The sequence below is a fragment of the Pengzhenrongella sicca genome (assembly GCF_017569225.1).
Lineage (GTDB): Bacteria > Actinomycetota > Actinomycetes > Actinomycetales > Cellulomonadaceae > Pengzhenrongella > Pengzhenrongella sicca.
Genome location: NZ_CP071868.1, coordinates 586,028 through 612,144, shown reverse-complemented (window position 1 = coordinate 612,144; position 26,117 = coordinate 586,028). Strand labels below are relative to the sequence as shown.

Here is a 26,117-nt window from a genome sequence, read left to right as displayed (position 1 = left end):
GCCGCGGCGCGCGCTCAGCCGCCGCGGCGCGCGCTCAGAGCTTGGTGACCGGCGAGTACCGCAGCAGCAGCCGCTTGGTCCCGTCGGAGCCGAAGTCGATCTTGGCGACCGAGTTCGCGCCGGCGCCCTCGACCCCGACGACGGTTCCGAGCCCGTACGCGTCGTGCGTGACCTTGTCGCCGATCGCGAGGCTCGGCACGTCGCCGGCGGGCCGCGGCGTCGCCGAGCCCAACTTCGGCGCGTCGGGCGACGGCGGCACGGGGCGCTTCTTCTGCCCCTGCCCCGAGCCGCCCGAGCCGGCGTAGCTCGACCCGCCGTAGCCGGAGCCGTAGCCGGCGCCCGACCGCAGCACCGACATGCTCGACTCGCGGCGGCGCCAGTCCATGAGCTCCTCGGGCAGGTCGTCCAGGAACCGGCTCGCCGGGAACTCGTTCGGCATGCCCCACGACGTGCGCACCGCGGCGCGCGAGAGGTACAGGCGCTCGCGCGCTCGGGTGAGCCCGACGTACGCGAGCCGGCGCTCCTCGGCGAGCTGGGTCTCGTCCGCCATCGACCGCATGTGCGGGAAGGTGCCGTCCTCGAGCCCGGTGAGGAACACGACGGGGAACTCGAGGCCCTTGGCGGTGTGCAGGGTCATCAGGGTGACGACGCCCTGGTCGACCTTGGGGGCGCCGTCGCCGTCGTCGTCGCTCGGGATCTGGTCGGAGTCCGCGACCAGCGAGACGCGCTCGAGGAAGTCCGCGAGGTCGCCGTCGGGCTCGGACTGCTCGAACTCGGACGCGACCGCGTGCAGCTCCGAGAGGTTCTCCACGCGCGCGGCGTCCTGCGGGTCGTCGCTCGCGCGCAGCTCGGCGAGGTAGCCGGTGCGGTCGAGCACGGCGCCGAGCACCTCGGCGGGGCCAGCGCCGGTCGCGGCGAGCGCGCGCAGCTCGTTCATCATCGCGTCGAAGGCGCGCAGGCCGGTGAGCGCGCGTGTGCCCAGGCCGGGCACCTCGTCGACGCGGGCGAGCGCGGCGCCGAACGAGAGGCGCTCGCGCTCGGCGAACGCGTTGACCATCGCCTCGGACCGGTCGCCGAGGCCGCGCTTGGGCACGTTGAGGATGCGGCGCAGGTTGACGTCGTCGTCGGGGTTCGCGATCGCGCGCAGGTACGCGACGGCGTCCTTGATCTCGCGCCGCTCGTAGAACCGGGTGCCGCCGACCACCTTGTACGGCAGGCCGACCCGGATCAGCACCTCCTCGAGCGCGCGGGACTGCGCGTTCGCGCGGTAGAAGATCGCGACGTCGCCGGGGCGCACGCCGTCGGAGTCGCCGAGGCGGTCGATCTCCTCCGCGATGAACCGCGCCTCCTCGTGCTCGTTGTCGGCGACGTACCCGACGATCGCGGGCCCCGCGCCGGAGTCGGTCCACAGCCGCTTGCGCTTGCGGCCGGTGTTGCGCGAGATCACGGCATTCGCGGCGGAGAGGATGTTCTGGGTCGAGCGGTAGTTCTGCTCGAGCAGGATGGTGCGCGCGTTCGGGTAGTCGGCCTCGAACTCGACGATGTTGCGGATCGTGGCGCCGCGGAACGCGTAGATCGACTGGTCCGCGTCGCCGACGACGGTCAGCTCGCCGGGTGCGACCGCGTCGGTCCCGGTCGCGTCGGGTGGGGCGGCGTCGGTACCGGTCGCGTCGGGTCGCGCGCCGCTGGGCCCGGCGCCGTCGGGTCGCGGCGCCGCCGGGGCCGAGATGCCCGCGAGCTCGCGCACGAGCATGTACTGCGCGTGGTTGGTGTCCTGGTACTCGTCGACCAGCACGTGCCGGAACCGACGCCGGTAGTGCTCGGCCACGGCCGGGAACGCCTGCAGCAGGTGCACCGTCGTCATGATCAGGTCGTCGAAGTCGAGCGCGTGGGCCTGACGCAGCCGGGCCTGGTACCGGTCGTAGGCCTGCGCGAGGACGGTGTCGAACTCGTCGCCGGCGCCCGCCGCGGTGCCCGACGTGCGCGCGAAGTCGGCCGGGTCCACCAGCTCGTCCTTGAGCGCCGAGATCTTCGAGATCAGGGCCTTGGGCGGGTACCGCTTGGGGTCGAGCTCGAGCTCGCGCGCGACCATCGTCATGAGCTTGAGCGAGTCGGCGGAGTCGTAGATGGAGAAGCTCGAGCGCAGCCCGAGGGTCTTGGCCTCCTTGCGCAGGATCCGCACGCAGGCCGAGTGGAACGTCGAGACCCACATCGCCTTCGCGGGCGGGCCGACGAGCGCCTCGACGCGCTCGCGCATCTCCGCGGCGGCCTTGTTGGTGAAGGTGATGGCGAGGATCTCGCCAGCGCGCGCGCGGCGGGTCGCGAGCAGGTGCGCGATCCGGTGGGTCAGCACCCGCGTCTTGCCCGAGCCGGCACCGGCCACGATGAGCAGCGGCCCGCCGGAGTGCAGCACCGCCTCGCGCTGCTGCGGGTTGAGCCCGACGAGAAGGCTCTCCGGGTCGCGGACGGAGGGGGCTCCCGGCGCCGGCGCGAAGCCGCGATCGCCCTCGGCCGGGTCGAGGTCCCGGACGGCCTGATCCGGCTGCTCCGGCCGCTCCGGCCGGTCCCGCGGGGAGCGTCGCGAGCCCAGCGCCTGGGGCGCCTGGGACGCGGGTTCGGACACGTCGGTCACGGCGGCCGTCACCACGGGATGAGCGGTGCGAGCAGCGGCGAGCGCACCGCGTCGCGGGCCGACGGCGGTGACGGGCTCGCCGAGGTCGGCGCGGCTGAGCCCGGGAAGGGGGAGGTCGGCAAAAAGTGAGTTCATGACGCCGCAAGCGTAGGCCGACCCACCGACGGGCCGGGACCGCCCGGCCACTAGACCCGCGCCGTGTCGCGATCTGCGGCGCGAACGGTCTCGGCGCGACAGGTCTCGGCCCGAACCGTCCCCGGCTCGGTCCCCGCGGGGTTTGCAGAACTGACCGGGGCGCCCCCCGGGCGGGGCGAGTCGCCGTCGGCGTGGAGCATGGTGCGGATGGGGCGGGAGTGAAGTGAACCGGCGACACTCCCGCGACTCCCGCCACTCGCGTCACATGCTCCGCGCGGACGGTCGGGATCGGCGGGGAGGCGGCAGCTCGTTGCCCGCCGCTCGGCCCGCTAGGCCGAGGTGACCGGGACGTCGAGAAGCCGGAAGCGGTCCGGCACGTCGATCGTCACCGTGTCGCCACCCGGGTCGGGCCAGACGACCGTGACGAGGACGGTCTGTCCCTGCTCGGGCTGCACGTTGAGGAACCCGTCGGCGAGGATCTGCCGCACCTCCGAGCCGCCGCCGGACTCCGCCTCCTCGAGCACGTAGTCGATCGGGTAGTAGCGGCTGCTCGTGCCGAGCAGGGTCACGCGGTGCGGGCCGGCGACCATCGCCGACATGGGCAGGTGCCGGTCGGCCGCGAGCCCCTGGGTCACGGTGCCGAAGAACTCGAGGAAGTCGCCCGCGCTCGGGGACGTCCGTTCGACCTCGATCGAGCCGATGAGGAACGGGCCCGCGCGGACGACCGAGGCACTGACCCCGAAGGACCCGTCGGCGAACGGCACCTCCACGGCCGCCTCCCCGGTCGCCGTCGGCCCGGACGGTTCGGGCGCCGGTGCGCCGGCGATCTCTACAGCCGCACCGACGTCGCTCGCGGTGAACGCGATCTCGACCCGCCGGTTCGCGGCCCGCGCCTCCGGCGACGCGCCGTCGACCGCGGGCTGCGTCTCCCCCGCGCCCGTCGGCGTCACGGGGAAGCCGCTTCCGAGGGCCGCGGCCAGCACCGTCGTCACCGCCTGCGCGCGCCGGACCGACAGGTCCTGGTTGTACGCGTCGGACGCGACGTCGTCGGTGTGCCCGACGACGGACACCTCGCCACCGGCGGCGACCGCCGAGATCTCCGCCGCCGCCGCGACGACGACCTGCTCGGCGGCCGGGCTGAGCACCGCGTCGTCGACGGCGAACAGGACGTCCGACGCCAGCGCGACCGTCGCGGCCGTCCCCTCGACGCGGGCCGACGACGAGTCGTCGTAGCCCTCGGTGAACGTGTCCAGCACCGGCGACGGGTACGTGATCTCGCCCTCGCGCCCGAGCTCGGCCGGCGTCGTGGCGAACCCGTCCGTGCCCGCCAGCTGCACGACCGGCACGTCCAGCACCATCCCGAAGAATGGGAACAGCACCGCCACCGAGTCGCCGGTCGGGGCCCCGTAGAAGCCCTGGCTGGTCACCGTCGCGTCCGGGGCGAGCGTCAGGTAGTCCCGCGTCGTGGCGGGCTGACCGGCCGCGTCCTCGCCGGGCAGGTTGACCGTGCCGGCCTCGAGATCGACGAGCCGCACCAGCCCGGTGCCCTTCGGCCCGGTCGCGGGCGCCAGGATGAGGCCGATCGACAACGAGGCGCTCGCCGGCGCGCCCTCCGCGAGCGCGAAGTCCACCGTCAGCAGCGCGACGCCGTCCTGGACCTCGACCGGGTGGACGACCAGGTCCACCAACGTCCCGAGGTACTCGACCTCCGCGCGCACCGCACCGTCGCCGGCGCCGTCATCGGGTCCGGCCGACTCGCAGCCTCCGAGCACCAGCGTCGCGATAGCTGCCAGGCACACCACCGCAGCGCGTCGGCTCACGGTCACATCCTCGGATCGGCGTGCACGTGCGCGGTCGGGCGCCCGACGGCTTTCTGGGTCACAGCGTGCTCGCGGCGTAGGCGATGCCCGCGACCGCGCCGACGGCGACCGCGAGGTACCGGTACACCTCGCTGACCGACGGCGCCTGGCCCGGCACGTCGACGTAGAGCCGGGACGAGTCGCCGGGGCGCTGCACGACGGGCACGATCTGCCCGGGCGCGAAGGTGCCCCGCGGGAACGCCTGGTCGGTCGAGACGCCGCGCGGCATCGCGGCGGTCGCCACCACGACCGACTCGGTCGGGGGCGACGTGACCGAGTAGCGCTGCCACGTCGACATCTGCCGGACCTCCGCGATCGCGGCCTGCCCGCGCAGCCCGTGCGTGTAGACCCGCCGGCCGCGCCACTTGTAGGCGAAGACGGCGAGGCTCGCGAGCGCGAACAGGACCAGCACGGCGATGACGAGGCCGATGCCGACCGGCCCGAGGTCGTCGATCGTGGTCGGTCCGGACGCCGTTGTCGGCACGGACGTCACTGCTGTACCGGTCATGAGGCTTGTTACGACCGGCGGGACAGGCGCCGGGCGACGAGCCCGAGGACCAGCATGACCGGGGCGAGCAGGACGAAGAACAGGCCGGTCGAGCTGCCCGCTCCGGTGCCGGGGTCGACGCTCGCACCGAGCGTCGTGAGCCCACCGCCGCTGCAGGTCGCCGAGCGCGGCACGAACTCACCCGCCGTCGTCGTCAGCCACACGAAGTCGCCTTTGCCTCGGCTGTCGGTGACCTCCGTCGGCCGGTCCGGCGCCGGTCCGACCTCGAGCTCGCCGCCGGCGTCCGCGCCGCCGGTCCACGTGCAGGTCACCTGCGCGAGATCGACGTCGGCGGGCTGACCCCACAGCGCCATGCCCCGGGAGCCGCCGAGGGCCGCGATCTCGGCGCCCGGCGCGGCCGTCATCTCGATGACCGAGGCCCGCGAGGATTGGGCCGGGAAGACGCCGACGAGCAGCGCGACGCCGACCGCCAGGAACAGCGGGACGGCGGCGAAGGCGACGAGGCTCCACAGGCGGGTGACCCGGACCAGGTTGCCGCGCGTGAACGGCTGCCTGATCGATTCCGCCGGGCCGGTCGGCACGCTAGGACGCCGTCGTGCTGGCGAGCACGTCGTGCACGCCGGCCTCGTCGTACCCGGCGGCCGGGCCGACGACGTTGACGATCGCCTGCGACCCGTCGGCGAGGTCGAGGATGAGGAACTCGTACCGGAAGACGACGTCGTCGCCCGACGGCATGGGCAGCTCGGCCTCGTACGAGAGGTAGGCGGCCGCCTCGGCGCCGGGCCACTCGAGCTCCTCCTCGACGACGTCAGTCGCGCCGAGCGTGGACTCGCCGACGCCGCGGGCCACGCTGGTCGCCTTCGCGGCGTCGTTCGCCGGCTCGGTCGCGATGATCGTGAACACCCCGGTGCCCGAGCCGTCGGCCGCGACGGGTGCCTTGAGCCCGTACGAGGTCGCCCCGGTGCTCTCGGCATCCTCGGCCGCCTCGGGCTCGAACTCGGCCCAGTCTTCCGGCGCGGACACCTGGATCGCGCCCTGCTCGCGCGCGGTCCAGCCGTCGGGCGCGTCGGCGGGCGCCAGGTTCGCGCTGCCGGACGCCTCGGGCTCCGACCCGCCGCACCCCGTCAGCGTCAGGACCACCGCAGCGAGGACCGCCGTCGTCGCAGCGGTGGCTGCCAGCGTGCGGGGGGTCTGACGACGGCGCATGAGGTCGGTCCTTCGGAGAGCGTTCGCGGGGCGTGCAACGGAGGGTGGATCAGCAGCGGGACGGATCGACGAGAACGAGCGACGGGGATGGTCCAGCGTACCGAACGGTCAGAAGCAGCCGGCCCGATCAACCATCGACGAGCCGTCCCAGTAGGTGTAGCCGGTCGTCGTCCGGGTGCTGTCGATCGAGCTGCCGCCGAGCCCCAGCTCGAGCCCCAGCTTGCCCTCGGCGTTGAACCCGGACTCGTCGGTGCTGGTCGTGTACTCCTGCTCGTAGATGTGGCCGCGAGTCGAGGCCGCCTCGAACAGCGCGCCGCCGAGCGCCGTCGGGTCGAGCTTGTCCGTCGCCGCCTGCGGCACGTCGATCCCGTCGGTGACGCCGGGGTAGTACGGGATCCCCGCGGCCTGCAGCACGCGCGAGGCGAGCGCGCGGTCCGAGGCGGTCTCGAGGGGGAACGAGACGGTGCGCTCGGTGTACGTCGGATCGCTGTCGATGCCCCCGTCCCCGGAGTAGGACTGCTCGCCCGTCGCGTTGCCCATGAGCACGCTGGTCATCCGGAACGTCGTGGGGTTGCCGTCCTTGTCGCGGTCGATCTCGACGACGGCGCCGGCCGACCCCTCCGCGGTGTAGTTGATGTAGCTGTCGTTGCCCGACGCGTCGGGGCCCCAGCCAGTCACCCCGCCGTCGATCGCCATCTCGGCGCGCAGGTAGTCGGTCGACGTGCCGTCCTTGCGGTCGGTCCGCCCCACGTAGGCCTCGACCGAGGCGGACGCCTCGACCGAGCCCGTGATGGCGGTCGAGCCCGCGGTGCCGGTCGCGACGAAGCCGCCCTCGGTGAACCACTCGTCCGGCTCGGCGTCCTCGTTGTCGTTGCTGCCGCCGAAGGTCTCGTTCAACCAGTCGGCGCCGTCGCGGACGGCGTTGTCGTCCCCGAAGATCGCGTCCTTCGTGTCGTCCTGCTGCTGCGCGTGCAGGATCTGCATGGCGTCCTCGGCCGAGGATGCCGTGAACGACTCGCCCCCGCCGATCGCGAGCGCCGCGGCGACGTTCGCATACGCCCCGACGCCGAACTTCTCGTTGTCGACGGTCGCCGAGACGTCGAAGCCGACGCCGACGCCGATCCCGACGCTGCCGTCCGCCGCGCGGGTGAGCTGGTAGGTGCCGTCGCCGAGCTGGTTGATCGCCCACTGCTCGCCGCTCTCGAGCGTCACCACGACGGTGAGCTTGCCGCTCGAGTCGTTGCCGGTGGAGCTCACGATGCACTGGTCCGGCGGCACGTAGTCCTCCGCGGCCCGCACGATGTCCGACGGCATCGCGCAGCCGCCCTGGCCGAGCGACGTGATCTCGCACAGCGCCGCCTCGAGCCGCTCGGCGTAGCGGGCGTTGGTGATGCCCAGCACCAGCGCGGTCACGAGGAGGGCGGCGAGCACGATCACCCCGAGGTACTCGATGGTGCCGACGCCGCGGTCGTCCCGCCGGACGCGGGCGAGCGCGCGCGCCGGGCTCATCCGGTCAGCGCTCATAGCTGAGCGCCTGGTCCTGGCTCGCGGCGGCGCGGCTCGCGGCGAGCACGGCGGCGGCGCCGATGACGAGCCAACCCGCGAGGTCGAGGATCGCGCTGAGCACCCCGGGCTCGACGACGCCTTGGGCGAAGAAGGCGCGCCCGCTCCACGCGAACGGGTTGACGACGTACCCCACGGCGAGCCCGACCAGCCCGGCGATCAGGAGCGGCGTGCGTCGAGCCGCCAGCACGCGCCGGCGGACCAGCAGGTAGGGGGCGACGAGGATGAGCGCCGCGACCAGCACGGCTCGCAACGTGACCGCGGCGGAGACGTCGAGCGTCGAGATCGCGAAGAATCCCGCGGCGAAGCCCGCGACCAGCCCCCCGAACGCGGTCGCGAACGCGACCTGGATCGTCAGTAGGACCGGCATGCCGTGCTCCCTGTGGCTCGTCGGGTGCGGGTTGCTGTCCCGCTCTGCCCCGAGTCTGCTCAACCGAGCCCGCCTCGCGATGGGCCCAGGGGCCCGACGTCGGGCCCAGGCCGGGCCCTACGTGGCGGACGCGTCGACGCGGATGCTCGACTCGATGCCGGCGACGAGGTCGGCAGGCAGGTCCTTACCGGTGAGCTGCAGGGCGACCGTCACGCCGGATTCGGGGTCGGCGGCGGCCCAGAAGATCCCCTCGTAGGCCGCCCCGTCGGCGCTGGTGTAGGTGTAGTCGTTGCGCGCGATCTCGAGCGAGTCGGTCGCGACCGGCTCCGTGAAGCTCTCCGAGGCGTAGCCCGGTACCCCGCCGATCTGCGCTCCCGCCACGAACGTCGAGCGGCCCAGGTCTGCGCCGTCCGAGCCGAACTCGGGGCTCGCGATCAGCAGGTACTGCGCGGAGTCGAGCTCTGCATCGGCCCAGCCGTTCTGCCACTTCTCGGTCGTACCCTCGATGTCCTGCCAGTCCTGCGGGACGGCGACCGACAGCGCACCGACCGTCTTCAGGACGAACCCTTCCGGCGCGACCGCCTCGTCGCCCGACCCGCACGCCGCGAGCAGCGCGACGGCGATCGCGCCGACGACCCCGGCGCGCACGTGCCTCGTGCCGATCGCCCACGGCACGTTCGAACGCTTGACTGGTGTGCTCATACCGACCTGTGCTCCGAGCTCTGAGGGGTGGTGCCGGCGTGCAGCCGGCCGACCGCGAACGCGACGACGGCGGTCGCCACCACCGGCCCGGCGATCGAGACGATCACGACGCTGAGGCGCAGCCCGCCGGCCAGGTGCCGGTCTGCCTGCCAGGACGACCAGACCGCGGCGACGACGGCGACCGTCGCGACGCCGGCCGCCGCGATCAGCGGCTGGGCCCAGGTGGGCCTGCGCTGCCACGGCGCGGCGCGCACGGCGACGACGGTCCCGGCCACCACCGGTCCGTACATGACGAGCCAGGAAAGGTTCGCGACCGTCGCCGGCGTGGCCACACCAGCGAGGATCGTCAGGAGCAAGACCGCCACGACGAGCGAGCAGACGTATCCGATCGCGCCCGCGATCCACGCGCGCCGGTACTGGCTCAGCCCGGTCGGCATCGCCTCACCCTGTCTCATCGTCATGATCTCGGTCTCTCCTCGCGTTCAGTCACACTCAGTGTCGTTCACCTGCGGGCGCACGCCGTCGACGCCGGGCGCCCCGAGGAAGTTCGCGTCAGTCTTCGTGGCGGTGGCCTCCTCGGCGCTGACGTTGAACCCGAACTCCCACCCCTTCTTGACCGCCACGCCGAACTCCCACCCGTCCTTGACGTTGTGGTAGGTGATCTCGCTCGTCTTCGCGTCCTCGTAGAGCAGCTGGAGGAACGGGTCGGAGGACGGCGCGCTCGGTACCATCGCAGCGAACGGCAGCGACATCGTCGCCGCGGCGCCGGACTGGAACGAGAGCCAGTCGTTGACGAGCGCACGGTTGTCGTCGTCGACCGTGATCGTCGTCGTCGTCGCGACCGTCTGCGAGTCTTTCGTGTCCGTGCTGCCCGTGACCTCCAGCGCGCCGTTGCCGACCTCCAGCGTCGTGCCGACCTCGTACGAGCTCTTGAACGAAAGCTCCGCGATCTTGCCGTCCTTGCCATACACCGTGGTGAAGGCGCCGTTGATCTCGCCGTCGGCGGAACCGTGCACGAAGACGCCGTCGGCGCCGACCGACCCCTTACCGGTCAGCGCATACGTGTAGCTGTGCTCACCGGTCTCGTGGTTCGTCTCCACGACGACGGAGCTCCCGGCCGCCGCCGTCAGGTTGGCCCCGAGCTCCGGGTCGAGGTAGGTCTTCTTGCCGTCGGTGTCTATACCGGCATTGAGCTGCACACCGACCGACGCCTCCAAGGCAGCCTCGATGCCGATCTTCCCGTAGGAGACCTTGGGATCCTTCGGCGGGTCGACGAAGCCGTTGCTGATCGCCAGCCAGAAGCTCACCCCGCCCGAGGAGTCGTTCTTGAGCTGCACCTGCTGCAGCAGGTAGGAGTCCAGGTCGTCTTTCATGTCGTCCCACTGCGCGGCGTCGTCGAACTCCCAGGTGTCGCCGTACTCGAACTCCAGGTCGGCGCCGAGGGACACGTCGACGCCGCCCGCGTCGCCGGTCCCCAGCTTGTCGGAGTCGAAGGTCTTGGACCCGATCGAGGCGGTGGCCCCGACGGTCGCGCCGTCGGTGAGCGTCGCCCGGACGGAACCGTCGGAGAACTCCTGCACGATGAAGCCCGAGCCCTCGCTGATCTTGACGAACCAGATCTTGACCTCGGCGTTGTAGGTCTCGGAGGTCTCGTTCAGCATGCAGACCCCGGGCTGGTAGTCCGCGTCGGTCTTCGCAGCGGCGGCCGCGACCGGCTCGGCCGAGCAGTCGCCGGAGCCGAACCCGGCCGCCGCGCTGAGCCTGCACAGACCGACGGTGAGCTGACCGGGGTACGCAGCGGCGAGCGCGACCGTGAGCCCGCCGATCAGGATCGCGGCCAGCGCGATCCCACCGAGCATCTCGACGGCGCTCGCCCCGGTCTCGCGTGAGGCGCGCCGACGCCTCACTTGCCGGCGCGGCTGACCGGCAGGTCTTCGAGCAGCGGGAAGCCGACGAGCTCGAGCGTGACGGTCTTCGTGCCCTCGTCGAGCGGCGGGAAGATCGCGGACAGCAGCTGCCCCTCGGTGGACATCTGCAGCGGCGCGTCGGAGCATGCGCAGAGCGGGAGGCCGACCTCGAGGTCATCGACGGGGCGGCCGACGTAGGGCTGCAACCGCTGCTTCGCCACCGCGTCGATGAGGGTGATGCCCCGGATATCGAAGGTCCCCGGCTGGTCGGCGTTGAAGGCCTTCGGGTTCACGGTCGGGTCCGAGTCGTCCACGTTCTTCAGGGTGAACGTCACGAGCGTGCTGTCGGCGCTCGCCCGCACCTGCGTGACCTCGATCGTGGCGGGGATCGGCGTCGTGTCGCTCGCGAGCGCGCCGGTCACCGTCGCGAGCGGGGCGGCGGCGATCGGGGCGTCGAAGAGCGCCGTCGCGAGGCTCGCGCCCGTCCAGGCCGGGTCCGCGTCCGTCGCCGTCGGGTCGGGATCCGACGACGCCGCGCTCGTGGCGGGATCCGGCGCCGGGTCGTCCGAAGAGCAGGCGGCGAGGCCCGCGAGGACGACGACGGCGAACGCGGCCGTCCCCACGACGAACCGGACCGGCGTCTTCATGAGGCTCCCTTGATCGCGTACACGACGGTGACGCGCCGGTTCTGTTGCTTGCCCTCGGCAGACCCGTTCTCCGCGATCGGCTCGCTCTCGCCCTTGCCGACCGAGGTGAAAGTCACCACTGAACCGCTCGCCGGCTGCAGGACGGCGAGCACCGCGGCCGCACGCTGCTCCGAGAGCGTCTGGTTCGAGGCGTCGGCCCCGTCAGAGTCCGTGTGACCGGTGATCACGACCTCGCCGGTAGCCCGGCTCGCGATGTCGGCGGCGACGGCGGCCAACGCGGACTGCGCCTCGCCGGACAGCTCGGCCGACCCGGTCGCGAACAGCACGTTGGCGTCGAGCGTCGTGGAGACCTGCTCGGGCGATTCCTCGGTCTCAGCGGTGCCCGCCATGTCGCCGGACCGCCGCATCAGGGTGTACGTGTCGGAGGTCGGGTCGATTCCAGCGAGCTCGGCCGCCGGCGGCAGGGCGGGCCAGCCCTCGCCCAGCAGCGGTGCCGGGTCGGTGCCGACCGGCTCGAGCGCGCCGTCCTCGACCGGGACCTCGCCGGCGGACGTACCCCAGGGCATGACCACCTGCACGGACGTGGTGCCGGCGGGGAGCTCGGCGAAGACGGCGAAACCCACCCGCAGCTCCCCGGGAGCGCCCGCCAGGTCCGTCGTGAGCGTCGTCAGGCCCTCCGAGGCGCTCAGCGGGAGGTAGCCCGTGAGGTTCGGCGCGTCGATCAGCTTGAGGTCGGTGCCGTGCAGAACCTTGTAGGGACTCATGGACACCGGGAAAATCATCGAGCCCAGGAGCTCATCCGCCTTGCCGTCGGCGGGCGTCCCGACCGAGTAGTAGAGGACGGTCCCGCCCTCGATCCGGCGCACCCCGTGCACGAAGCCTCGGAGCTCCGGGTTCGTGTCGGTGTTGAACTGGTGGTACGCGAAGCTCGCGAGGATCGGCGTCTCCTGGCCGTCGACGTCGACGGTCCCGGTCGGCACGCCGTCGTCGTCTCCCGACGCGGCGTAGGCGGCGCCGCCGCCCAGGAGCAGCGCCGCGGCGACCGCGAGCGCGAGCCCGCGCCGTCCGGTCGTGACCAGCGTGCTGAACGTCATCGGGGGGCCTTCCGGTGGGACGGTCGGGGCGTAAGGACTCGCGAACGAGAAGGTGTCATCATTCCACCAGGCTCGGGACGAGCTGGTCGTCGAGCCAGTCCGCGGTGTCGTCGAGCAGGTCGGAGATCTCGAGCGACCAGCCGGAGTCGAACCCGTCGCACGTGAACCGGTACTCAAAGCCGAGGATCGGCACGGGGGTGGGCGTCTGCGTGGGGGTCGGGCTCGACGTGGGCGGGGCGCTCTCGTCCGGGTCGGGGTCGGCCGGGGGATCCGGCGGGGGCTCCGGCGTGGGCTCCTCCTCGTAGCCAACCACTGTGGTGTGGCGCCCGATGCCGCAGGTCCCCAGCTTCACGCCGAGCGAGGCGGTGGCAAGCGACTCGGCGCGATCGCCGTTCGGCGCCTCCGCGAGCAGCCGCGTGCGGACGGAGAACCGGTCGCGGGACGGGTCGTACGAATAGGTGATGAGCTCGGCGTCGTTGGCGCTGGCATACGACTGCGCCGCACCGTAGCCGCGAGCCGGGCCGATCAGAGTTCCGAAGCTGTTCCAGCCACCGACGGTGAAGACCGAGTGCAGCTGGTCGAGCACGTACTCGCGCACGTCCTGTGCGCCGGCGAGCGCAGCGGCGTCGGCCGATGTCTGCGTGCGTCCGCTCTGCTCGGAGCCCGACAGCAGCGGCACGATCGCCAAGAACAGCAGCCCCACGATCGCGACGGCGACGACGGCGAGCATGCTCATCGCGGCGGCCCCTGCCTCGTGCGCCGCGCGCCGCACCCGCCGTCCCGCGCCTCGAACCATCGTCAGTGCCCCTTCGGGTGTCCGTGCGCACCAGGTGTGCGGCTTCACTCTGCGGCCAAGGCCCGGGCCGCGATCACGGAAGCGGTGCGGCGGCCCGTGGCCACCGCACCGCACCGCACCGCGGCAACGAGATCGTGAACCGTCAGGAGGCGATGGCGTCGGTGATCTTCGAGAGCGCGTCCGAGACCTTCGTCGCGATCTCGAACTCCTTGATACCGGCGATGAGCGCGGTGATCAGGAGCGCGGCGACGACGATGATGCCGAGGTACTCGAGCGTGCCCTGGCCCGACTCGCGGGACTCGAGCGCCTGCTGGAGACGGATCTTGGTGACGACGAACATGCGAGTCATGACTACCCCTTGTATCGATTGACGATCGGGCGGCCGGTCCGGCTCCCTGATACCGCTGACGCTACGTTTGCGGTCGCCGCCCGCGGCGGGCCCGTGGGCCCAAACCTGGGCCCAACCTCGCCTGGGCCCGGTGGCCGCCGGCTAGCTCCCCCCGAGCCACAGCGAGACCGCCTCCGCCCGCGTCCGCACCCCGAGCTTCGCGAAGATGTGGTTGATGTGGTTCTTCACTGTCTTCTCCGACAGGAAGCACGCGGCCGCGATGGCCTGGTTCCCGCTGCCGGCGGCGATGTGCTCCATGATCTCGGTCTCCCGCTCGCTGAGGCCGAGGATCGCGTGGCGCGCGACGGGCGGGGCTGCCGGTATCGCCCACGCCGCCCGCAGCGCCGCCGCCGCGGGCTCGGACAGCACGAGCGAGCCCTCGGCGACCGAGAGCACCGCCCGCTCCAGCTCGTGCGCGGCGAACTGGCCGTGCACGAGGTAACCACTCGCGCCGGCCTCGACCGCGGCTCGGACGACCTCGGGCGCCTCGCTGTAGGTCAGCATCAGCACCTTGGTCCACGCCCGGATCTCCGCCGTGACCTGCACGCCGTCCCGGCGCGGCATGCGCACGTCCAGCAGCGTGACGTCGGGCTGGGTCTCGCGGACGACGCGGATCGCCTCGTCACCGTCGCTCGCCTCGCCGACGACCCGCATGCGCTCGGACGCGCCGATCAGGCTGCGCAGGCCCATCCGGATGACGGCGTTGTCGTCGACGACGACGACCGTCACCTGGGCCGGGTCGGCGGCGGGCGGCGCCTGGGCCGCGTCGTCGGCGGCGATCGTCACGCGACCTCGTCCGCGATCTGGCGCACGAGCCGCGCGGGGTGCTGCACGAGCACGCGGGTGCCGCCGCCGACCCCGGTGCGGATCGTCACGGACGCGCCGGCGACCTGCGCGCGCTCTTGCATGCCGGTGAGGCCGAAGTGGCCGCGCGGGCTCGTCCCGTCGGACTGCGGCACGAAGCCCTGGCCGTCGTCCTGCACCGACAGGAGCACGGCGCCGTCGGCACCGCCGTGGACCGCGACGTCAACGACGCTCGCCCGGGCATGCCGGGCGACGTTCTCAAGCGCCTCGCCGATGATCGCGAGGATCTCGTAGCGGGCGTCGGTCGACAGGTCGACGGCGCCGGCGCAGGTGAACCGGCACGGGATGCCGTGGTGAGCCTGCCACTGCTGGCACACGCTGGCGAGCACCTCGACGAGCGGTCGGTCGGGCTGGTCCACCCGCATGCGGACCAGCAGCCGCCGCGCCTCATCGGCCGCCTGCCGCGCTCCGCCGGCGAGCCCGCGCGCCTCCACGAGCGCGACGGCCGGGTCGCGCTCGACCCACATCGGCAGCGCGTCGGCCGCGAGCGCGATGCCGAGCAGGGTTTTGCCGAGCGAGTCGTGCATCTCGCGCGCCAGCCGGGCGCGCTCGTCCGCGGACGCGGCGCTCTCGCGCGCGAGCGCGATCTCGCGCGCGGCCGACGCCTGCTGCTCGTGCGCGGTCTGCACGACCGACCCGATCGCGACCAGGCACACGTACAGGACCGGGACGCCGACCGCGACCATGAATCCTCGGTCGGGCAGCACCTCGACGCGCGCGGCCAGCAGGTACCCGGCCACGAGCACCACGGCCGCCGCGACCGCCGTCCGCCGCTCGAAGAGGACTCCGACGATGAGCGCGGTCGAGAAGGTGGCGAGCACGAACGGGCTCTCGACCCCGAGCGTCGCGACCACGGCGAGCGTCACGAGGATGTCGACGATCAGCGCGAGCGGATGACGTACGACGAAGTCCAGCACGGCCGGGTAGGCGAGCCCGAGCAGTCCCGACGCGCCGAGGGCGACGGTCGAAAAGAGGATCGGCGCGGTCATCGTCTCGCCGACCAGGGTGAACGTCGCGACGGTGATCGCCACCAGCCGGACGATGAGCGCCACGCCGACGACGCGGTGGGCGAAGTGCCGCGGAGATGGGCTCATCCCGCGGCGCCGAGCAGGGCGCCGAGATCGACGTCCGCGCCGAGGTACAGGCCGACGATGACGAAGATCAGGGCGCCGGGCACGAGCACCAGGGAGGTCACCAGCGTGACCTTCGGGGCCGTCGTCGCCGCTGCGCGCCGCTGCCGCTGGGCGCTGTCGCGGCGCATGTCTTCGGCGATCTGCTTGAGCGACTCCGCGAGCGGCGCGCCGAGCTCCTGGGACTGGAGCAGGGCCGAGACGAACTGCGCGACCGGCTCGGATGAGCTGCGCCCGCGCAGGTTGGTGAAGGACTCCCGCACCGACGCGCCGTTGGCGATCTGCTCGAGCGTGAGCGTGATCTCGTCCGCGAGCGGACCCTCGAACCGCTCCGCGACCCGGGCCAGGGCGGCGCGGAAGCTGACGCCAGCCATCACCGTGACCGCGAGCACGTCGAGGAAGTCCGGCAGGTCGCGGTCGATGCGCTCGCGGCGCGTGCGCTGCGCGGCGGCGAGGCGGCTGAGCGGCAGGATCACTGGGACCGCGACGCACAGCAGCACGGCGATGACGTTGCCCTGCAGGAGGAAGAGCACGGCGGCGAGGACCACGAGCAGGGCCCACCACGCCGTGCGCTCCAGGTAGCCGTCCACCGTCAGCCCGTCCGGGCGCCCGGCCTCGTCGATCCGGCGCTGCAGGCCGGCGATCCGGCGCGGGCCGAGCCGGCGGCGCATGCCGGGGACGAAGCGGCGCGCGAGGCGCTGGAGCGGCGACTCGCCCTCGGCCTTGCGGCGCTGCTGACCGCGCAGCAGCGCGAGGTCCTCGACCGCGAGCCGGCCCATGGCGTCGGAGCGCATCTGGCGGTAACCGTAGAGGAACAGCGCGGTGGCGAGCGCGGCGACCACCGCGGTGGCGAGCGCGACGAGCCCGCTCATCCGTCGAACCTCGTCAGCCTGCGGATGAGGAGGAAGCCGCCCGCGAACAGGGACGCGCCAACGATGAGCGCCCCGCGCCCGACCCACTCCGCCAGCATCGCCTCCACCGTGCCCGGCTGGATGAAGTTGAGCAGGAACAGCAGCGCGAAGCCCATCACGATGACGATGTACCCGGTCGCGGTCGACTGGGCGAGGGTCGTGCGCACCTCGCGCCGGACCTCCTTGCGCTCGTCCAGGGTGTCCGCGATGTCGCGCAACGAGGTGACGAGCGAGCCGCCCGAGCGCGCGCTGACGAGCAGGGTCGAGACCAGCACGGAGACCTCGCGCGAGGGCAGGCGGTCCTCCAGTCCCGACATCGCCGTGTCGAGGCTGTCCCCGAACCGCATGCGGCTCTCGACCCGGCCGAGCTCGGGCCCCGCCGGCGCGGACATCTCGGTGGCGGCGATGCCGACGGCCGCCGCGATGGACAGGCCGGCACTGGTGGCGTTGGACAGGACGCGGGCGAGCTCGGGCATCTGGGCGATGAACTGCTCGTTGCGGCGGTCCTTCGCGCGCCCGAGGTAGGCGCGCGCGCCGACGACGACGGCGGCGATGCCGAGGAGGCCGAAGACCGGCGCGAGGCCGATCGCGAGGATGTACCCGACGACGACCCCGCCGCCGAGCGCGACCGCGACGACGAGGACGGCGGAGCGCTCCTCCTCCCCCGCCAGCACGAGCTGGCGCTGCACCCAGCGGCCCGGCCTCGTGGCGCGGAACGAGCGGTCCCACCGCTCGATCGCCGTGCCGTCGCCGCCCTCGAGGTCGGCGGCCATGCCGAGCACGAGCGACCGCCGGCGCGACGTGACGAGCGCGAGGTCGCGCACCCCCGCGACGAAGAAGGTCGACGCCGCGAAGACCCCAGCGAGGACCAGCAGGAGGGTCACAGCGTCGGCCCGGGCTCGGGCAGGGCGGCGAGCTCGCCCGCCAGGCGCAGCTTCGTGCTCAGCGCCGCCGGGATCGGGAACTGGATGAAGCGTCCGGGCGGGCCGGTCTCGTTCACGGCCTCGGGGTCCCAGCGCATGAGCGGGTCGAGCTGGAAGTCGTCGTCGTGCCTGGACGACACGAAGGCGACCTCCACGACCCGACGCGTCCCGTCGGAGCCGCGCAGCAGCTGCACGACGATGTCGATCGCGCCGTTGACCTGATCCCGCAGAGCGGTGAACGGGATCGCCACGTCACTCATCGAGGCCAGCACCTCGAGCCGGGTCAGGGCGTCGATCGTGGAGTTCGCGTGCACCGTGGCCAGCGAGCCCTCATGCCCGGTGTTCATGGCCTGCAGCATGTCGAGCGCCTCGCCGCCGCGGACCTCGCCGACGATGATGCGGTCGGGGCGCATGCGCAGCGCGTTGCGCACCAGGTCCCGGATCGTGACCGCGCCGCTGCCCTCGACGTTCGCGGGTCGCGTCTCGAGCCGCACGACGTGCTCCTGCGACAGGGACAGCTCGGCGGCGTCCTCGATCGTGATGATGCGCTGGCGGCCCTGGATGAAGGCCGACAGCGCGTTGAGCATCGTCGTCTTCCCCGACGCCGTCCCGCCCGAGACGATGATGTTGAGCCGGGCCCGCACGCACGCGGCGATCAGCGTCGCGGTCGCCTGGTCGAGGCTCCCCCGGGTCAGCAGCTCGTCGAGCCCGTAGGCCTTCGGGAACAGCCGGATCGTGACCGTCGGGCCGTTGAGCACGAGCGGCGGCAGCACGACGTGGACGCGCGCACCGCGCGGCATGCGGTCGTCGGCGGGCAGCCGCGCGTCGACCATGGGGCTCGACTCGTCGACCCGCCGGTTCACGGTCGAGACGATGCGGTCGATCGTCTGGCGCAGCTGCTCCTCGGACGCGAAGCTGGCGGCGACTTTCTCGATCATGCCGAAGCGCTCGACGTAGATCGTCTCGTGGCCGTTGATCATGATCTCGCTGACCGACTCGTCGGCGAGCAGCGGCTCCAGCACGCCCAGGCCGATGGACTCGTCCACGACGCGCCTGATCAGCGCGTTGCGCTCGCGCGTCGTGAGGATGATGCCCTCGGTCGAGACCAGGTGCGCGACGACGCGCTCCAGCCGGATGCGGCGCTGGCCCGGGTCGAGCCGCCCGAGCTCGTGCAGGTCGACCTCGTCGAGCAGCTTCCGCTTGAACGAGGTCACGAGGACCTCGTCCAGCTCGGTCACGGTGGCGACCGCGGGGACCGTGGCCTCGACGCGGTCCTTGCCGGCCTCGGTCCAGTCGCTGAAGCCCCTCACGGCGCGAGGTCCGGCATGATCGCGGTGCGGTCCACCGTCAGCTGGGGGAACACGCCGATCCGGGGGACGCGGACCTCGAGCCGGACCCCGTCACCCCCGGCGACGACGGTGAAGTGCTCGACGGCCAGGCCGCTCGGCAGGGAGCGCGTAACCGCGAGCTCGGCATCCGCGGCCGAGCTGCCGAGGCTGAGCGCGCGGGCGCCGTCGCGCACGGCCTGGTTCGTCGCGTGCGTGGCGTACGCCGCGGCGATGCCCTGCAGGAGCGCGAGCAGGACGATGGCGACGACCGGCAGGACACCGACGACCTCGAGCGCTGCGGAGCCGCGGTCCTCGCGGCGCAGACGCCTCACGGCTCGACCACCACGAAGCGGTCGATCTCGACGGTCCAGGGCGTGCTCAGGATCCCCGGCGCGACCAGCGGCACGTGCGAGGTGACCGTGACCCGCGACTCGTCGGCGGGGTCGACCCAGACCGTGAAGTCCGAGCGCATGCCGGAGGGCATGCGCTCGCGCGCCGCCGCAGTCACCTCCGCGGAGGTCTCGTTCAGCGCGACCGAGCGCGCCGCCGCCGAGGCCGCGTAGCCGGTCCAGACGAACGTCATGCCGGCCACGCCGAGCTGCCACATGATCAGGACGAGCACGATGACCCACGGGAACACGCCGAGCAGCTCGACGGAGGCCGAGCCGCGCTCGCGTGCCTCGCGCCGCGTGGACCTGTTGTCCCGCCGGCTCGGCGCCACCGGAACCTCGGCCTGGGCCTCGGCCAACGGGTGCTGCGCGTGCTGGCTGGGCTGGGCCGGCGGCACCGTCGCGGGCGCCAGGACCGGCTCGGCCGACTTCGCCGCCGCGGGGCTACGCACGACGCCGAGCTCGCGACCGAGCGCCCGCAGGCCCTTCCACCACGCGGCCTCGGAGACGAGCTCGGGCGAACGGGAGTTGGCGGCGGTCTCGAGCCGGCGCACCATGTCCGGCAGCACCGTCTGCATGAGCCCGCTCGGCGACAGGCGGCGCATCGTCTCGGGTTGCACCTCGTCGAGGCGGGAGTGCTTGTTGAGCAGCACGTGGACGCCTTCGGGCTTGCGCACGGCGAGCGAGTCCCACCACCCGAGGTTCCGGCGCAGCGCGCGCAGGCTGATCAGGTCGGGGGTGACCACCGAGATCACCTCGTCGGCGATCTCGACGACGGCGGCCTGCACGGGGGTGACGTGCGCGCCGACGTCGATAACGACGAGGTCGTACTGCTGGCGCAGGAGCGCGACGATCTGGCGGACCGCGGCGGGGGTGACCCACTCGACGTCGCGCACGTCGGCCGGGGGCAGCAGCAGGTGCAGGCCCGACTCGTGCTCGAACACGGCGTCGGCGACGGTGCGCACGGACAGGTCCTGCGAGACCTTCGCGAGGTCGGCGATCGAGGTGCGGTACCGGGCCTCGATCAGGCTGGTCACGTCCCCCTTCTCGAGGTCGAGGTCGACCAGGAGCACCTTGTGCGAGGGGAGCTCGCGGCGGATGTCCCAGGCGAGGTGGGTCGCGACGGTCGTCGTGCCGACCCCACCCTTCGAGCCGGTCACCGCCACGACGGTGGCCCGCCCGCGAGCGCCGGTCTCGGCCGGTCCCGCGTTCGCGAGCAGCGCCATCATGTGCCGCGACCACTCGAGCGCGTTCACGACGCGCACCTGGACGTCCGCGAACGTCAGCGGGTACGCGAGCACCCCGCGCGCGCCGGCGTCCATCGCGGCGCCGATCGCCTCGGCCTCGTTGTCGCTCGAGACGACGATCGAGACCGCGGCGGGCCGGCGCAGGCTGAGGTCGCGCACGACCTGGTGCACCGGCTCGGGGCCGAGCTGGTCGTGGACCAGGATCAGGTTGGGGTCGTGCTGGATCACCAGCGCGGTGAGCTCGGCCGTGGTCTCCGCGACCCCGACGACCTCGACCTCCGCCGCCTCCGCGAGCTGCGAGCGGAGCTCGTAGGCCAGTGACTGGTCGGCGCAACCGATGACGACGATTCCGGCCATGTCAGTTCCCTCCCTCGGGGATTGCTTGCCCGCCGAGGTCCTCGGCGTCGAACTCGCCCTGCTCGCCCGTGCGGTCCTCGCCCGTGCCCGTCGGCAGGCCGACGAGCCGGACCTCGGCCGCGAACGCGCTCGCGTAGGTGACCGAGAGCGCGTCGTTCGGCTCGAGCGCGAGCGTCACCGGGATGACGGTCTGCTGCCCGGTCGTGGCGTCCTCGTCCACCGTCGTCTGCTCGCCCCGCACCGACACGATCCGCACGTTGCGCACCAGGACCCGGACCTGCTTGGGCAGGCCGGGCACGTCCGCGAACACCGCATAGATGTCGACGTAGTCGCCGGTCTCGATGCGGCCGGCGAGGCCGGTGACCGAGTCCACGTTGACCGCGATCTCGCGCTCGGTGGGGCTCAGGTCGCTGGCCGGGACCAGCATGTCGGCGGTGAGCATCGTGCCCTCTTCGAGGTTCACGGCCACGCTGCGGCCGATCAGGTCGTCCTCGGTGAGCCGGTCCACGTCGGCGAGCCACCGCGCGGGCACCTCGTCGGCGACGATCGAGTTCTCGTCGAGCGGCGCGTAGGCCGCGACAGGCCCCGCCGCGCGGTACACCGTGACCAGTGATCCCACCCGGCTCGCGACATTGGCGACGTAGCTGACGACGACGAAGAAGACCACCACGGCGAGCACGGCGGACAGGAGGATGAAGAGCACCCCACGGCGCTGACGGGGATTCACTACTGGACTCCTGAGTGCTCGAGGGGGTCGCGCACGAGGCGGACATGGCAGAAGCTGCAGAACTCGGCGGGGACGACGGCGGCGCACACGACGCAGCGCGGCAGCGAGTCGGCGAGCGGCATCGGGATCTCGTTGCCGACGGGCAGCGCGACCATCTCGATCGCTTTGGCCGAGCCGAAACGCTCGCGCGGGTCAAAGCTCAGCGCGGGGACGACGATGCGCTCCCCCGCCCCGCAGAGAGTGAGCACGTCGCGCAGGGCCGGCTCGGGCATCGCGGCGCTGACGCTGATCACGGACGTGCAGCGGTAGCCGCGCGTGCGCGGGTTGGTCGCCGTGCCGACGGCGACGACGTCGGCGTCGCCCGAGAGGCTGACGAGGAAGCCGTTACCCCCGGGGGCGAGCGAGCGCAGGTGCTGCAGGACGCTCGGGGCCGGCTTCTCGAGCTTCGCGACGCTCGGCATCCACGCGCCGCTCCACGTGCGCGCGGCGAGCTCGCCGAGATACTCGGGCACCTGGCCCGCGTCGAGCTGCTGCGTCGCCGCCTCGAGGGCGATGGCGACGACGGCCGCCGGTCCGTGCGGCACGACCCGCCAGGCGACGGCGACGCCGCGATCGCTCAGCAGGGCGGCATGGCGGCGCACCAGCGACTCGTGCTGGCGCTCGCCGAGCAGGACACAATGGGTCACGTCGGCATCGACGACGGACCACAGCCCGTCGACGCTGTGCGGGTCGGCGAGGACGACGCCGCGGCCGGCGACGAGCTCACCCGCGGCGGCGGTCGGGGTGACCAGGGCACCGATGACACCATGCTGCACGTGAGCACGCACCTTCCGACGAGATCAAGAGGACGACAGCACATGCTGGCGACGCAGTTTTCCGCTGACCTTCAGCCGGGTTTCACCAAACTATAGCCGAGGCAAAAGATGCCGATTCCACAAAACGGGGCATTTCCACCGCCGCCGCACGACCTTCTAGTGGACGGCGCCGTCGTCGCGCCGATTCTGGTCGCGCAGACCTACGCGGCCCGCCTGCGCGGCCTGATCGGCCGCCGCGTGCTGCCGGACGCCCTGCTCCTGCGGCCGGCGAACTCGGTGCACGGCGTGGGGATGCTGGTGTCCATCGACGTCGCCGTGCTCGACTCGCGGGGAACGGTGCTGGTCACGAAGGTGCTCCGGCCGTTCGGCATGACGAGGCCGCACCGCGGCGGCGATGCCGTCGTGGAGGCGCCGCGCGGCAGCTTCGCGCGGTGGGGGCTGACGGCGGGCGCCGTCGCGACGATCGAGATCCGAGGCTAAGTTCACCCGTTCGGCCTTATTCATATGCGCGTTCGTCAGGTACGGGCGAGAGCGCAATGTGTTCCCTTCATGGCCGGTCGGAAATTTCCCGCGCGGTCCGCCGAGAATTCACCCGGCGCCGCTGCACACGCGACAATATCCGCCCGTTGCCGAGTCCGCAGCGCGAGAGCGAACCCCCCGTCGAACCGGCGCGCGAGGCCGCCGTATCAGGTGAGGCCGCGTCAGGTGAGCAGGACCACCGCGAGCCACGCCGCGCTGGAGATCAGCGCGCCCGCCAGCTCGACCAGGATCGTGATGCCCGTCGCGCGCAGGGCCGCGACGGTGGCGGTCCACGCCACGCGCTGATCGCGCAGGCGCGCGAGCTCCGCACCGAAGACGCCGAGCACGAAGCCCAGCGGCAGCCCGACCACCGGCACGACGAAGAAGCCGACGACGCCGGCGATCCCGCCCCACACGAGCGTCGACGTCGGCACGCCCGCGCCGCGCAGGTGTCGCCCGGCGAGCAGGTACTTGCCGACGCCCGCGACCGCGGTCGCGGCGACCGCGAGCCCGAGCACGGCCCACGCCCAGCCCGTCCCGGTCAGGACGGCCCAGACGGCGATCGCGCCCAGCACGAGCAGGCCGCCGGGCAGGATCTGGACGACGACGCCGAACAGACCGACCAGCAGGACGATCCCGATGATGACCTCGCCGGCGGCGTTCACCAGGCGACGGCGATCGCCACGTTCACCACGGTCAGGCCCGCGATCGCGCCCACCAGCCGGCGGCTCACGGGCTCGGGGCTGCGGGTGCCGACGACGACGAGGCCCGTGATCACGAGCGTGATCGCGAGCTTGACGCCCATCTTCGCGAGGCTGACGTCCCCGTGACCCGCCCCGCCCTGCTTGAGCGCGACCAGCACGACGCCGGTCACGAGCGCGGTCAGCGCGCCGTGCAGCACTCCGGGGGCGATGCGGGGCGCGCGCAGGCTGGTCAGCGTTCCGCCGAGGACGATCGCCCACCCGATCAGGTGCAGCACGAGGACACAGTCGAAGAGGATGTTCACAGGCCTCAACCTAGGCCACCGCATCCCACGGGCTGGGCAGCCGTGGACACCAGGTGAGATCCGGCCGTAGCCTCGCCATGTGACCAGCCGACTCAGCGCGCCCCGCGCCGCCGCCGCGAGCACCTTCGGGTGCCCGGCGTGTTGTTGTCGCTGACCTCACCTGACGCGCCCTGACCAGGCGCTCGACGCCGCGGCGCCTGCCTGCCCGCGCAGCATCGGATCGACAGCTCCCCGTCCGCTGAGCCGACTCAGCCACCGCTCGCCCTGAGCGCCGCCTGAACCCGCACCGCCGCCTGGCCGCCCCGCCGCCGCCGGCCACCCGCCCCAGACCTCAGGAGCACCATGACCGTCACCCCCGCTGCCCGGACGGCGGCCCGCGCGTCCCGCCCCAACGGCCAGTGGGCGGTCGACGGCCGGGCCCCGCTGAACGCGAACGAGGAGATGAAGGCCGCCGACAACGGCCTGAACGTCCGGGACCGGATCGAGAACGTCTACGCCGCGGGCGGCTTCGACTCGATCACGGACGAGGACCTGCACGGCCGGTTCCGCTGGTGGGGCCTGTACACGCAGCGCAAGCCGGGGATCGACGGCGGGCGGACCGCGACGCTCGAGCCGCACGAGCTCGAGGACCGGTATTTCATGCTTCGGGTCCGGATCGACGGCGGCGCGCTGACCACCGAGCAGCTGCGCACGATCGGGGCGATCTCGACCGAGTTCGGCCGCGGCACCGCCGACATCACCGACCGGCAGAACATCCAGCTGCACTGGATCCGGGTCGAGGACGTGCCCGAGATCTGGCGCCGCCTCGAGGCCGTCGGCCTGAGCACCACCGAGGCGTGCGGCGACGTTCCCCGCGTGATCCTGGGCAGCCCGGTCGCGGGGATCGCCGCCGACGAGATTCTCGACCCGACCTGGGCGATCCACGAGATCGCCCGCCGGTATCTCGGCGACCTCGAGCTGTCGAACCTGCCGCGCAAGTTCAAGACCGCCGTGACGGGCCACCCGAGCCAGGACGTCGTGCACCAGATCAACGACGTCGCGTTCGTCGGGATCGTGCACCCCGAGCTCGGCCCCGGCTTCGACCTGTGGGTCGCGGGCGCGTTGAGCGTCGCACCCCGACTGGGCGAACGCCTGGGCGCGTTCGTGCGCGAGGAGCAGGTGCCCGACGTCTGGGCCGCCGTCACGGCGCTGTTCCGCGACTACGGCTACCGGCGGCTGCGCAACAAGGCCCGGCTGAAGTTCCTCCTCGCCGACTGGGGCACCGCGAAGTTCCGGCAGATCCTGCAGGACGAGTTCCTCGGGTACGAGCTGCCGGACGGTCCCCCGCCGCCGCGGCCGACGCGCTCGGGCGACCACGTCGGGGTGCACGCGCAGAAGGACGGCCGGTTCTACATCGGGGCCGCGCCTTACGTCGGCCGCGTCTCCGGCCCGGACCTCACCGCGGTCGCCGACCTCGCCGACGCCGCCGGCTCGCACCGCGTCCGCCTGACGCCCTACCAGAAGCTCCTCGTCCTGGACGTGCCCGCCGACCAGGTCGCCGCCGTCGTCACGGGGCTGCGAGCGCACGGGCTCGAGGCCGAGCCGAGCCCGTTCCGGCAGTCGACGATCGCGTGCACCGGCATCGAGTTCTGCAAGCTCGCGATCGTCGAGACCAAGGTCCCGGCGATGCGCGCGATCGACTCGCTCGAGGCGCGGCTCGGGGACCTGTCCCAGCTCACCCCGATCAGCCTGCACATCAACGGGTGCCCGAACTCGTGCGCGCGCATCCAGACCGCGGACATCGGCCTCAAGGGCCAGCTGGTCATGGACGACGACGGCGCGCAGGTGCCCGGCTACCAGGTGCACCTGGGCGGCGGGCTCGCCTCGGCGGACCGCGACGAGGCCGGCCTCGGGCGCACCGTGCGCGGCCTCAAGGTCACCGCGGAGGGCACAGCCGAGTACGTCGAGCGCGTCGTGCGCCGCTACGTCGCCGACCGCGAGACCACCGCGGCCGGGCCCGAGACCTTCGCCGCCTGGGCCCACCGCGCCGACGAGGAGGCGCTGCAGTGAGCGCCGCCGAGCGGACCCCGGCGCTACCGGGGCTCGGCGTCTGGA

27 protein-coding genes are annotated in these 26,117 nt (G+C 72.6%); 2 read left to right on the top strand and 25 right to left on the bottom strand.

All coding sequences use genetic code 11. From position 1 onward, the window contains the following. Nucleotides 1-34: 34 nt before the first annotated feature. The 23 genes from pcrA to J4E96_RS02715 all read right to left on the bottom strand — a co-directional run bounded on the left by pcrA (nt 35) and on the right by J4E96_RS02715 (nt 22,498). A complete protein-coding gene (pcrA, locus tag J4E96_RS02825) occupies nt 35-2,767 on the bottom strand; it encodes a DNA helicase PcrA (RefSeq protein WP_227424286.1) in 2,733 nt (910 codons plus the stop codon). 329 nt (nt 2,768-3,096) lie between these two features. Next, complete coding sequence (locus tag J4E96_RS02820) at nt 3,097-4,587, bottom strand: OmpA family protein (RefSeq protein ID WP_227424285.1); 1,491 nt, start codon at nt 4,585-4,587, stop codon at nt 3,097-3,099. A 58-nt stretch (nt 4,588-4,645) separates the two neighbouring features. Beyond that, entirely contained in the window at nt 4,646-5,134 is a 489-nt protein-coding gene (locus tag J4E96_RS02815; protein WP_227424284.1) for a hypothetical protein, read from the bottom strand. 8 nt (nt 5,135-5,142) lie between these two features. Continuing rightward, entirely contained in the window at nt 5,143-5,715 is a 573-nt protein-coding gene (locus J4E96_RS02810; protein WP_227424283.1) for a hypothetical protein, read from the bottom strand. A 1-nt stretch (nt 5,716) separates the two neighbouring features. Beyond that, on the bottom strand, nt 5,717-6,340 hold the full coding sequence (locus J4E96_RS02805) for a hypothetical protein (protein WP_227424282.1): 624 nt from the start codon (nt 6,338-6,340) through the stop codon (nt 5,717-5,719). A 108-nt stretch (nt 6,341-6,448) separates the two neighbouring features. Continuing rightward, on the bottom strand, nt 6,449-7,864 hold the full coding sequence (locus J4E96_RS02800; RefSeq protein ID WP_227424281.1) for a hypothetical protein: 1,416 nt from the start codon (nt 7,862-7,864) through the stop codon (nt 6,449-6,451). Beyond that, nucleotides 7,854-8,273 carry a hypothetical protein gene (locus tag J4E96_RS02795; protein WP_227424280.1) on the bottom strand — a complete coding sequence of 140 codons (420 nt, stop codon included), beginning with the start codon at nt 8,271-8,273 and terminating at the stop codon, nt 7,854-7,856. Before J4E96_RS02795 ends, J4E96_RS02800 begins: the two co-directional genes overlap by 11 nt. 117 nt (nt 8,274-8,390) lie before the next feature. Continuing rightward, a complete protein-coding gene (locus J4E96_RS02790; RefSeq protein WP_227424279.1) occupies nt 8,391-8,975 on the bottom strand; it encodes an ATP-grasp domain-containing protein in 585 nt (194 codons plus the stop codon). Beyond that, complete coding sequence (locus J4E96_RS02785) at nt 8,972-9,436, bottom strand: hypothetical protein (protein ID WP_227424278.1); 465 nt, start codon at nt 9,434-9,436, stop codon at nt 8,972-8,974. The genes J4E96_RS02790 and J4E96_RS02785 overlap by 4 nt, the downstream gene beginning before the upstream one ends. 21 nt (nt 9,437-9,457) lie before the next feature. After that, entirely contained in the window at nt 9,458-10,834 is a 1,377-nt protein-coding gene (locus J4E96_RS02780) for a hypothetical protein (protein WP_227424277.1), read from the bottom strand. A gap of 44 nt (nt 10,835-10,878) precedes the next feature. Then, nucleotides 10,879-11,529: a hypothetical protein gene (locus tag J4E96_RS02775; protein WP_227424276.1), complete on the bottom strand. Its 651-nt coding sequence runs from the start codon at nt 11,527-11,529 to the stop codon at nt 10,879-10,881. Continuing rightward, on the bottom strand, nt 11,526-12,623 hold the full coding sequence (locus J4E96_RS02770) for an OmpA family protein (RefSeq protein WP_227424275.1): 1,098 nt from the start codon (nt 12,621-12,623) through the stop codon (nt 11,526-11,528). Before J4E96_RS02770 ends, J4E96_RS02775 begins: the two co-directional genes overlap by 4 nt. 58 nt (nt 12,624-12,681) lie before the next feature. Beyond that, the gene (locus J4E96_RS02765; RefSeq protein WP_227424274.1) at nt 12,682-13,359 is read right to left on the bottom strand and encodes a hypothetical protein; all 678 of its coding nucleotides are present in this window, start codon (nt 13,357-13,359) and stop codon (nt 12,682-12,684) included. A gap of 202 nt (nt 13,360-13,561) precedes the next feature. Next, nucleotides 13,562-13,768 (bottom strand): hypothetical protein, encoded by a 207-nt coding sequence (locus J4E96_RS02760; RefSeq protein ID WP_227424273.1) that lies wholly within the window; start codon nt 13,766-13,768, stop codon nt 13,562-13,564. Between the two features lie 141 nt (nt 13,769-13,909). Beyond that, entirely contained in the window at nt 13,910-14,593 is a 684-nt protein-coding gene (locus J4E96_RS02755) for a response regulator transcription factor (protein ID WP_227424272.1), read from the bottom strand. Then, a complete protein-coding gene (locus J4E96_RS02750) occupies nt 14,590-15,765 on the bottom strand; it encodes a sensor histidine kinase (RefSeq protein WP_227424271.1) in 1,176 nt (391 codons plus the stop codon). The genes J4E96_RS02755 and J4E96_RS02750 overlap by 4 nt, the downstream gene beginning before the upstream one ends. After that, nucleotides 15,762-16,673 carry a type II secretion system F family protein gene (locus J4E96_RS02745; RefSeq protein WP_227424270.1) on the bottom strand — a complete coding sequence of 304 codons (912 nt, stop codon included), beginning with the start codon at nt 16,671-16,673 and terminating at the stop codon, nt 15,762-15,764. Before J4E96_RS02745 ends, J4E96_RS02750 begins: the two co-directional genes overlap by 4 nt. Next, nucleotides 16,670-17,596 carry a type II secretion system F family protein gene (locus J4E96_RS02740; RefSeq protein ID WP_227424269.1) on the bottom strand — a complete coding sequence of 309 codons (927 nt, stop codon included), beginning with the start codon at nt 17,594-17,596 and terminating at the stop codon, nt 16,670-16,672. The genes J4E96_RS02745 and J4E96_RS02740 overlap by 4 nt, the downstream gene beginning before the upstream one ends. Then, nucleotides 17,593-18,945, bottom strand: a complete 1,353-nt coding sequence (locus J4E96_RS02735) for a CpaF family protein (RefSeq protein WP_227424268.1) — start codon at nt 18,943-18,945, stop codon at nt 17,593-17,595. The genes J4E96_RS02740 and J4E96_RS02735 overlap by 4 nt, the downstream gene beginning before the upstream one ends. Next, nucleotides 18,942-19,295: a TadE/TadG family type IV pilus assembly protein gene (locus tag J4E96_RS02730; protein WP_227424267.1), complete on the bottom strand. Its 354-nt coding sequence runs from the start codon at nt 19,293-19,295 to the stop codon at nt 18,942-18,944. Before J4E96_RS02730 ends, J4E96_RS02735 begins: the two co-directional genes overlap by 4 nt. Further along, a complete protein-coding gene (locus J4E96_RS02725) occupies nt 19,292-20,956 on the bottom strand; it encodes an AAA family ATPase (protein WP_227424266.1) in 1,665 nt (554 codons plus the stop codon). Before J4E96_RS02725 ends, J4E96_RS02730 begins: the two co-directional genes overlap by 4 nt. Nucleotide 20,957: 1 nt before the next feature. Further along, on the bottom strand, nt 20,958-21,683 hold the full coding sequence (gene cpaB / locus J4E96_RS02720) for a Flp pilus assembly protein CpaB (protein WP_227424265.1): 726 nt from the start codon (nt 21,681-21,683) through the stop codon (nt 20,958-20,960). After that, the gene (locus J4E96_RS02715; RefSeq protein WP_227424264.1) at nt 21,683-22,498 is read right to left on the bottom strand and encodes a hypothetical protein; all 816 of its coding nucleotides are present in this window, start codon (nt 22,496-22,498) and stop codon (nt 21,683-21,685) included. Before J4E96_RS02715 ends, cpaB begins: the two co-directional genes overlap by 1 nt. A 159-nt stretch (nt 22,499-22,657) precedes the next feature. Between J4E96_RS02715 and J4E96_RS02710 the strand changes: the two genes are divergently transcribed. After that, nucleotides 22,658-22,978: a DUF192 domain-containing protein gene (locus tag J4E96_RS02710; RefSeq protein ID WP_227424263.1), complete on the top strand. Its 321-nt coding sequence runs from the start codon at nt 22,658-22,660 to the stop codon at nt 22,976-22,978. A gap of 221 nt (nt 22,979-23,199) precedes the next feature. Here J4E96_RS02710 and J4E96_RS02705 read toward each other — a convergent pair whose 3' ends face one another. Both J4E96_RS02705 and J4E96_RS02700 read right to left on the bottom strand, forming a co-directional pair. After that, nucleotides 23,200-23,682, bottom strand: a complete 483-nt coding sequence (locus J4E96_RS02705) for a DUF456 domain-containing protein (protein WP_227424262.1) — start codon at nt 23,680-23,682, stop codon at nt 23,200-23,202. After that, entirely contained in the window at nt 23,679-24,023 is a 345-nt protein-coding gene (locus J4E96_RS02700; protein ID WP_227424261.1) for a hypothetical protein, read from the bottom strand. The genes J4E96_RS02705 and J4E96_RS02700 overlap by 4 nt, the downstream gene beginning before the upstream one ends. A 342-nt stretch (nt 24,024-24,365) precedes the next feature. Here J4E96_RS02700 and J4E96_RS02695 point away from each other — a divergent pair, with 342 nt between their 5' ends. Then, nucleotides 24,366-26,072 carry a nitrite/sulfite reductase gene (locus tag J4E96_RS02695; protein ID WP_227424260.1) on the top strand — a complete coding sequence of 569 codons (1,707 nt, stop codon included), beginning with the start codon at nt 24,366-24,368 and terminating at the stop codon, nt 26,070-26,072. Nucleotides 26,073-26,117 lie beyond the last annotated feature (45 nt).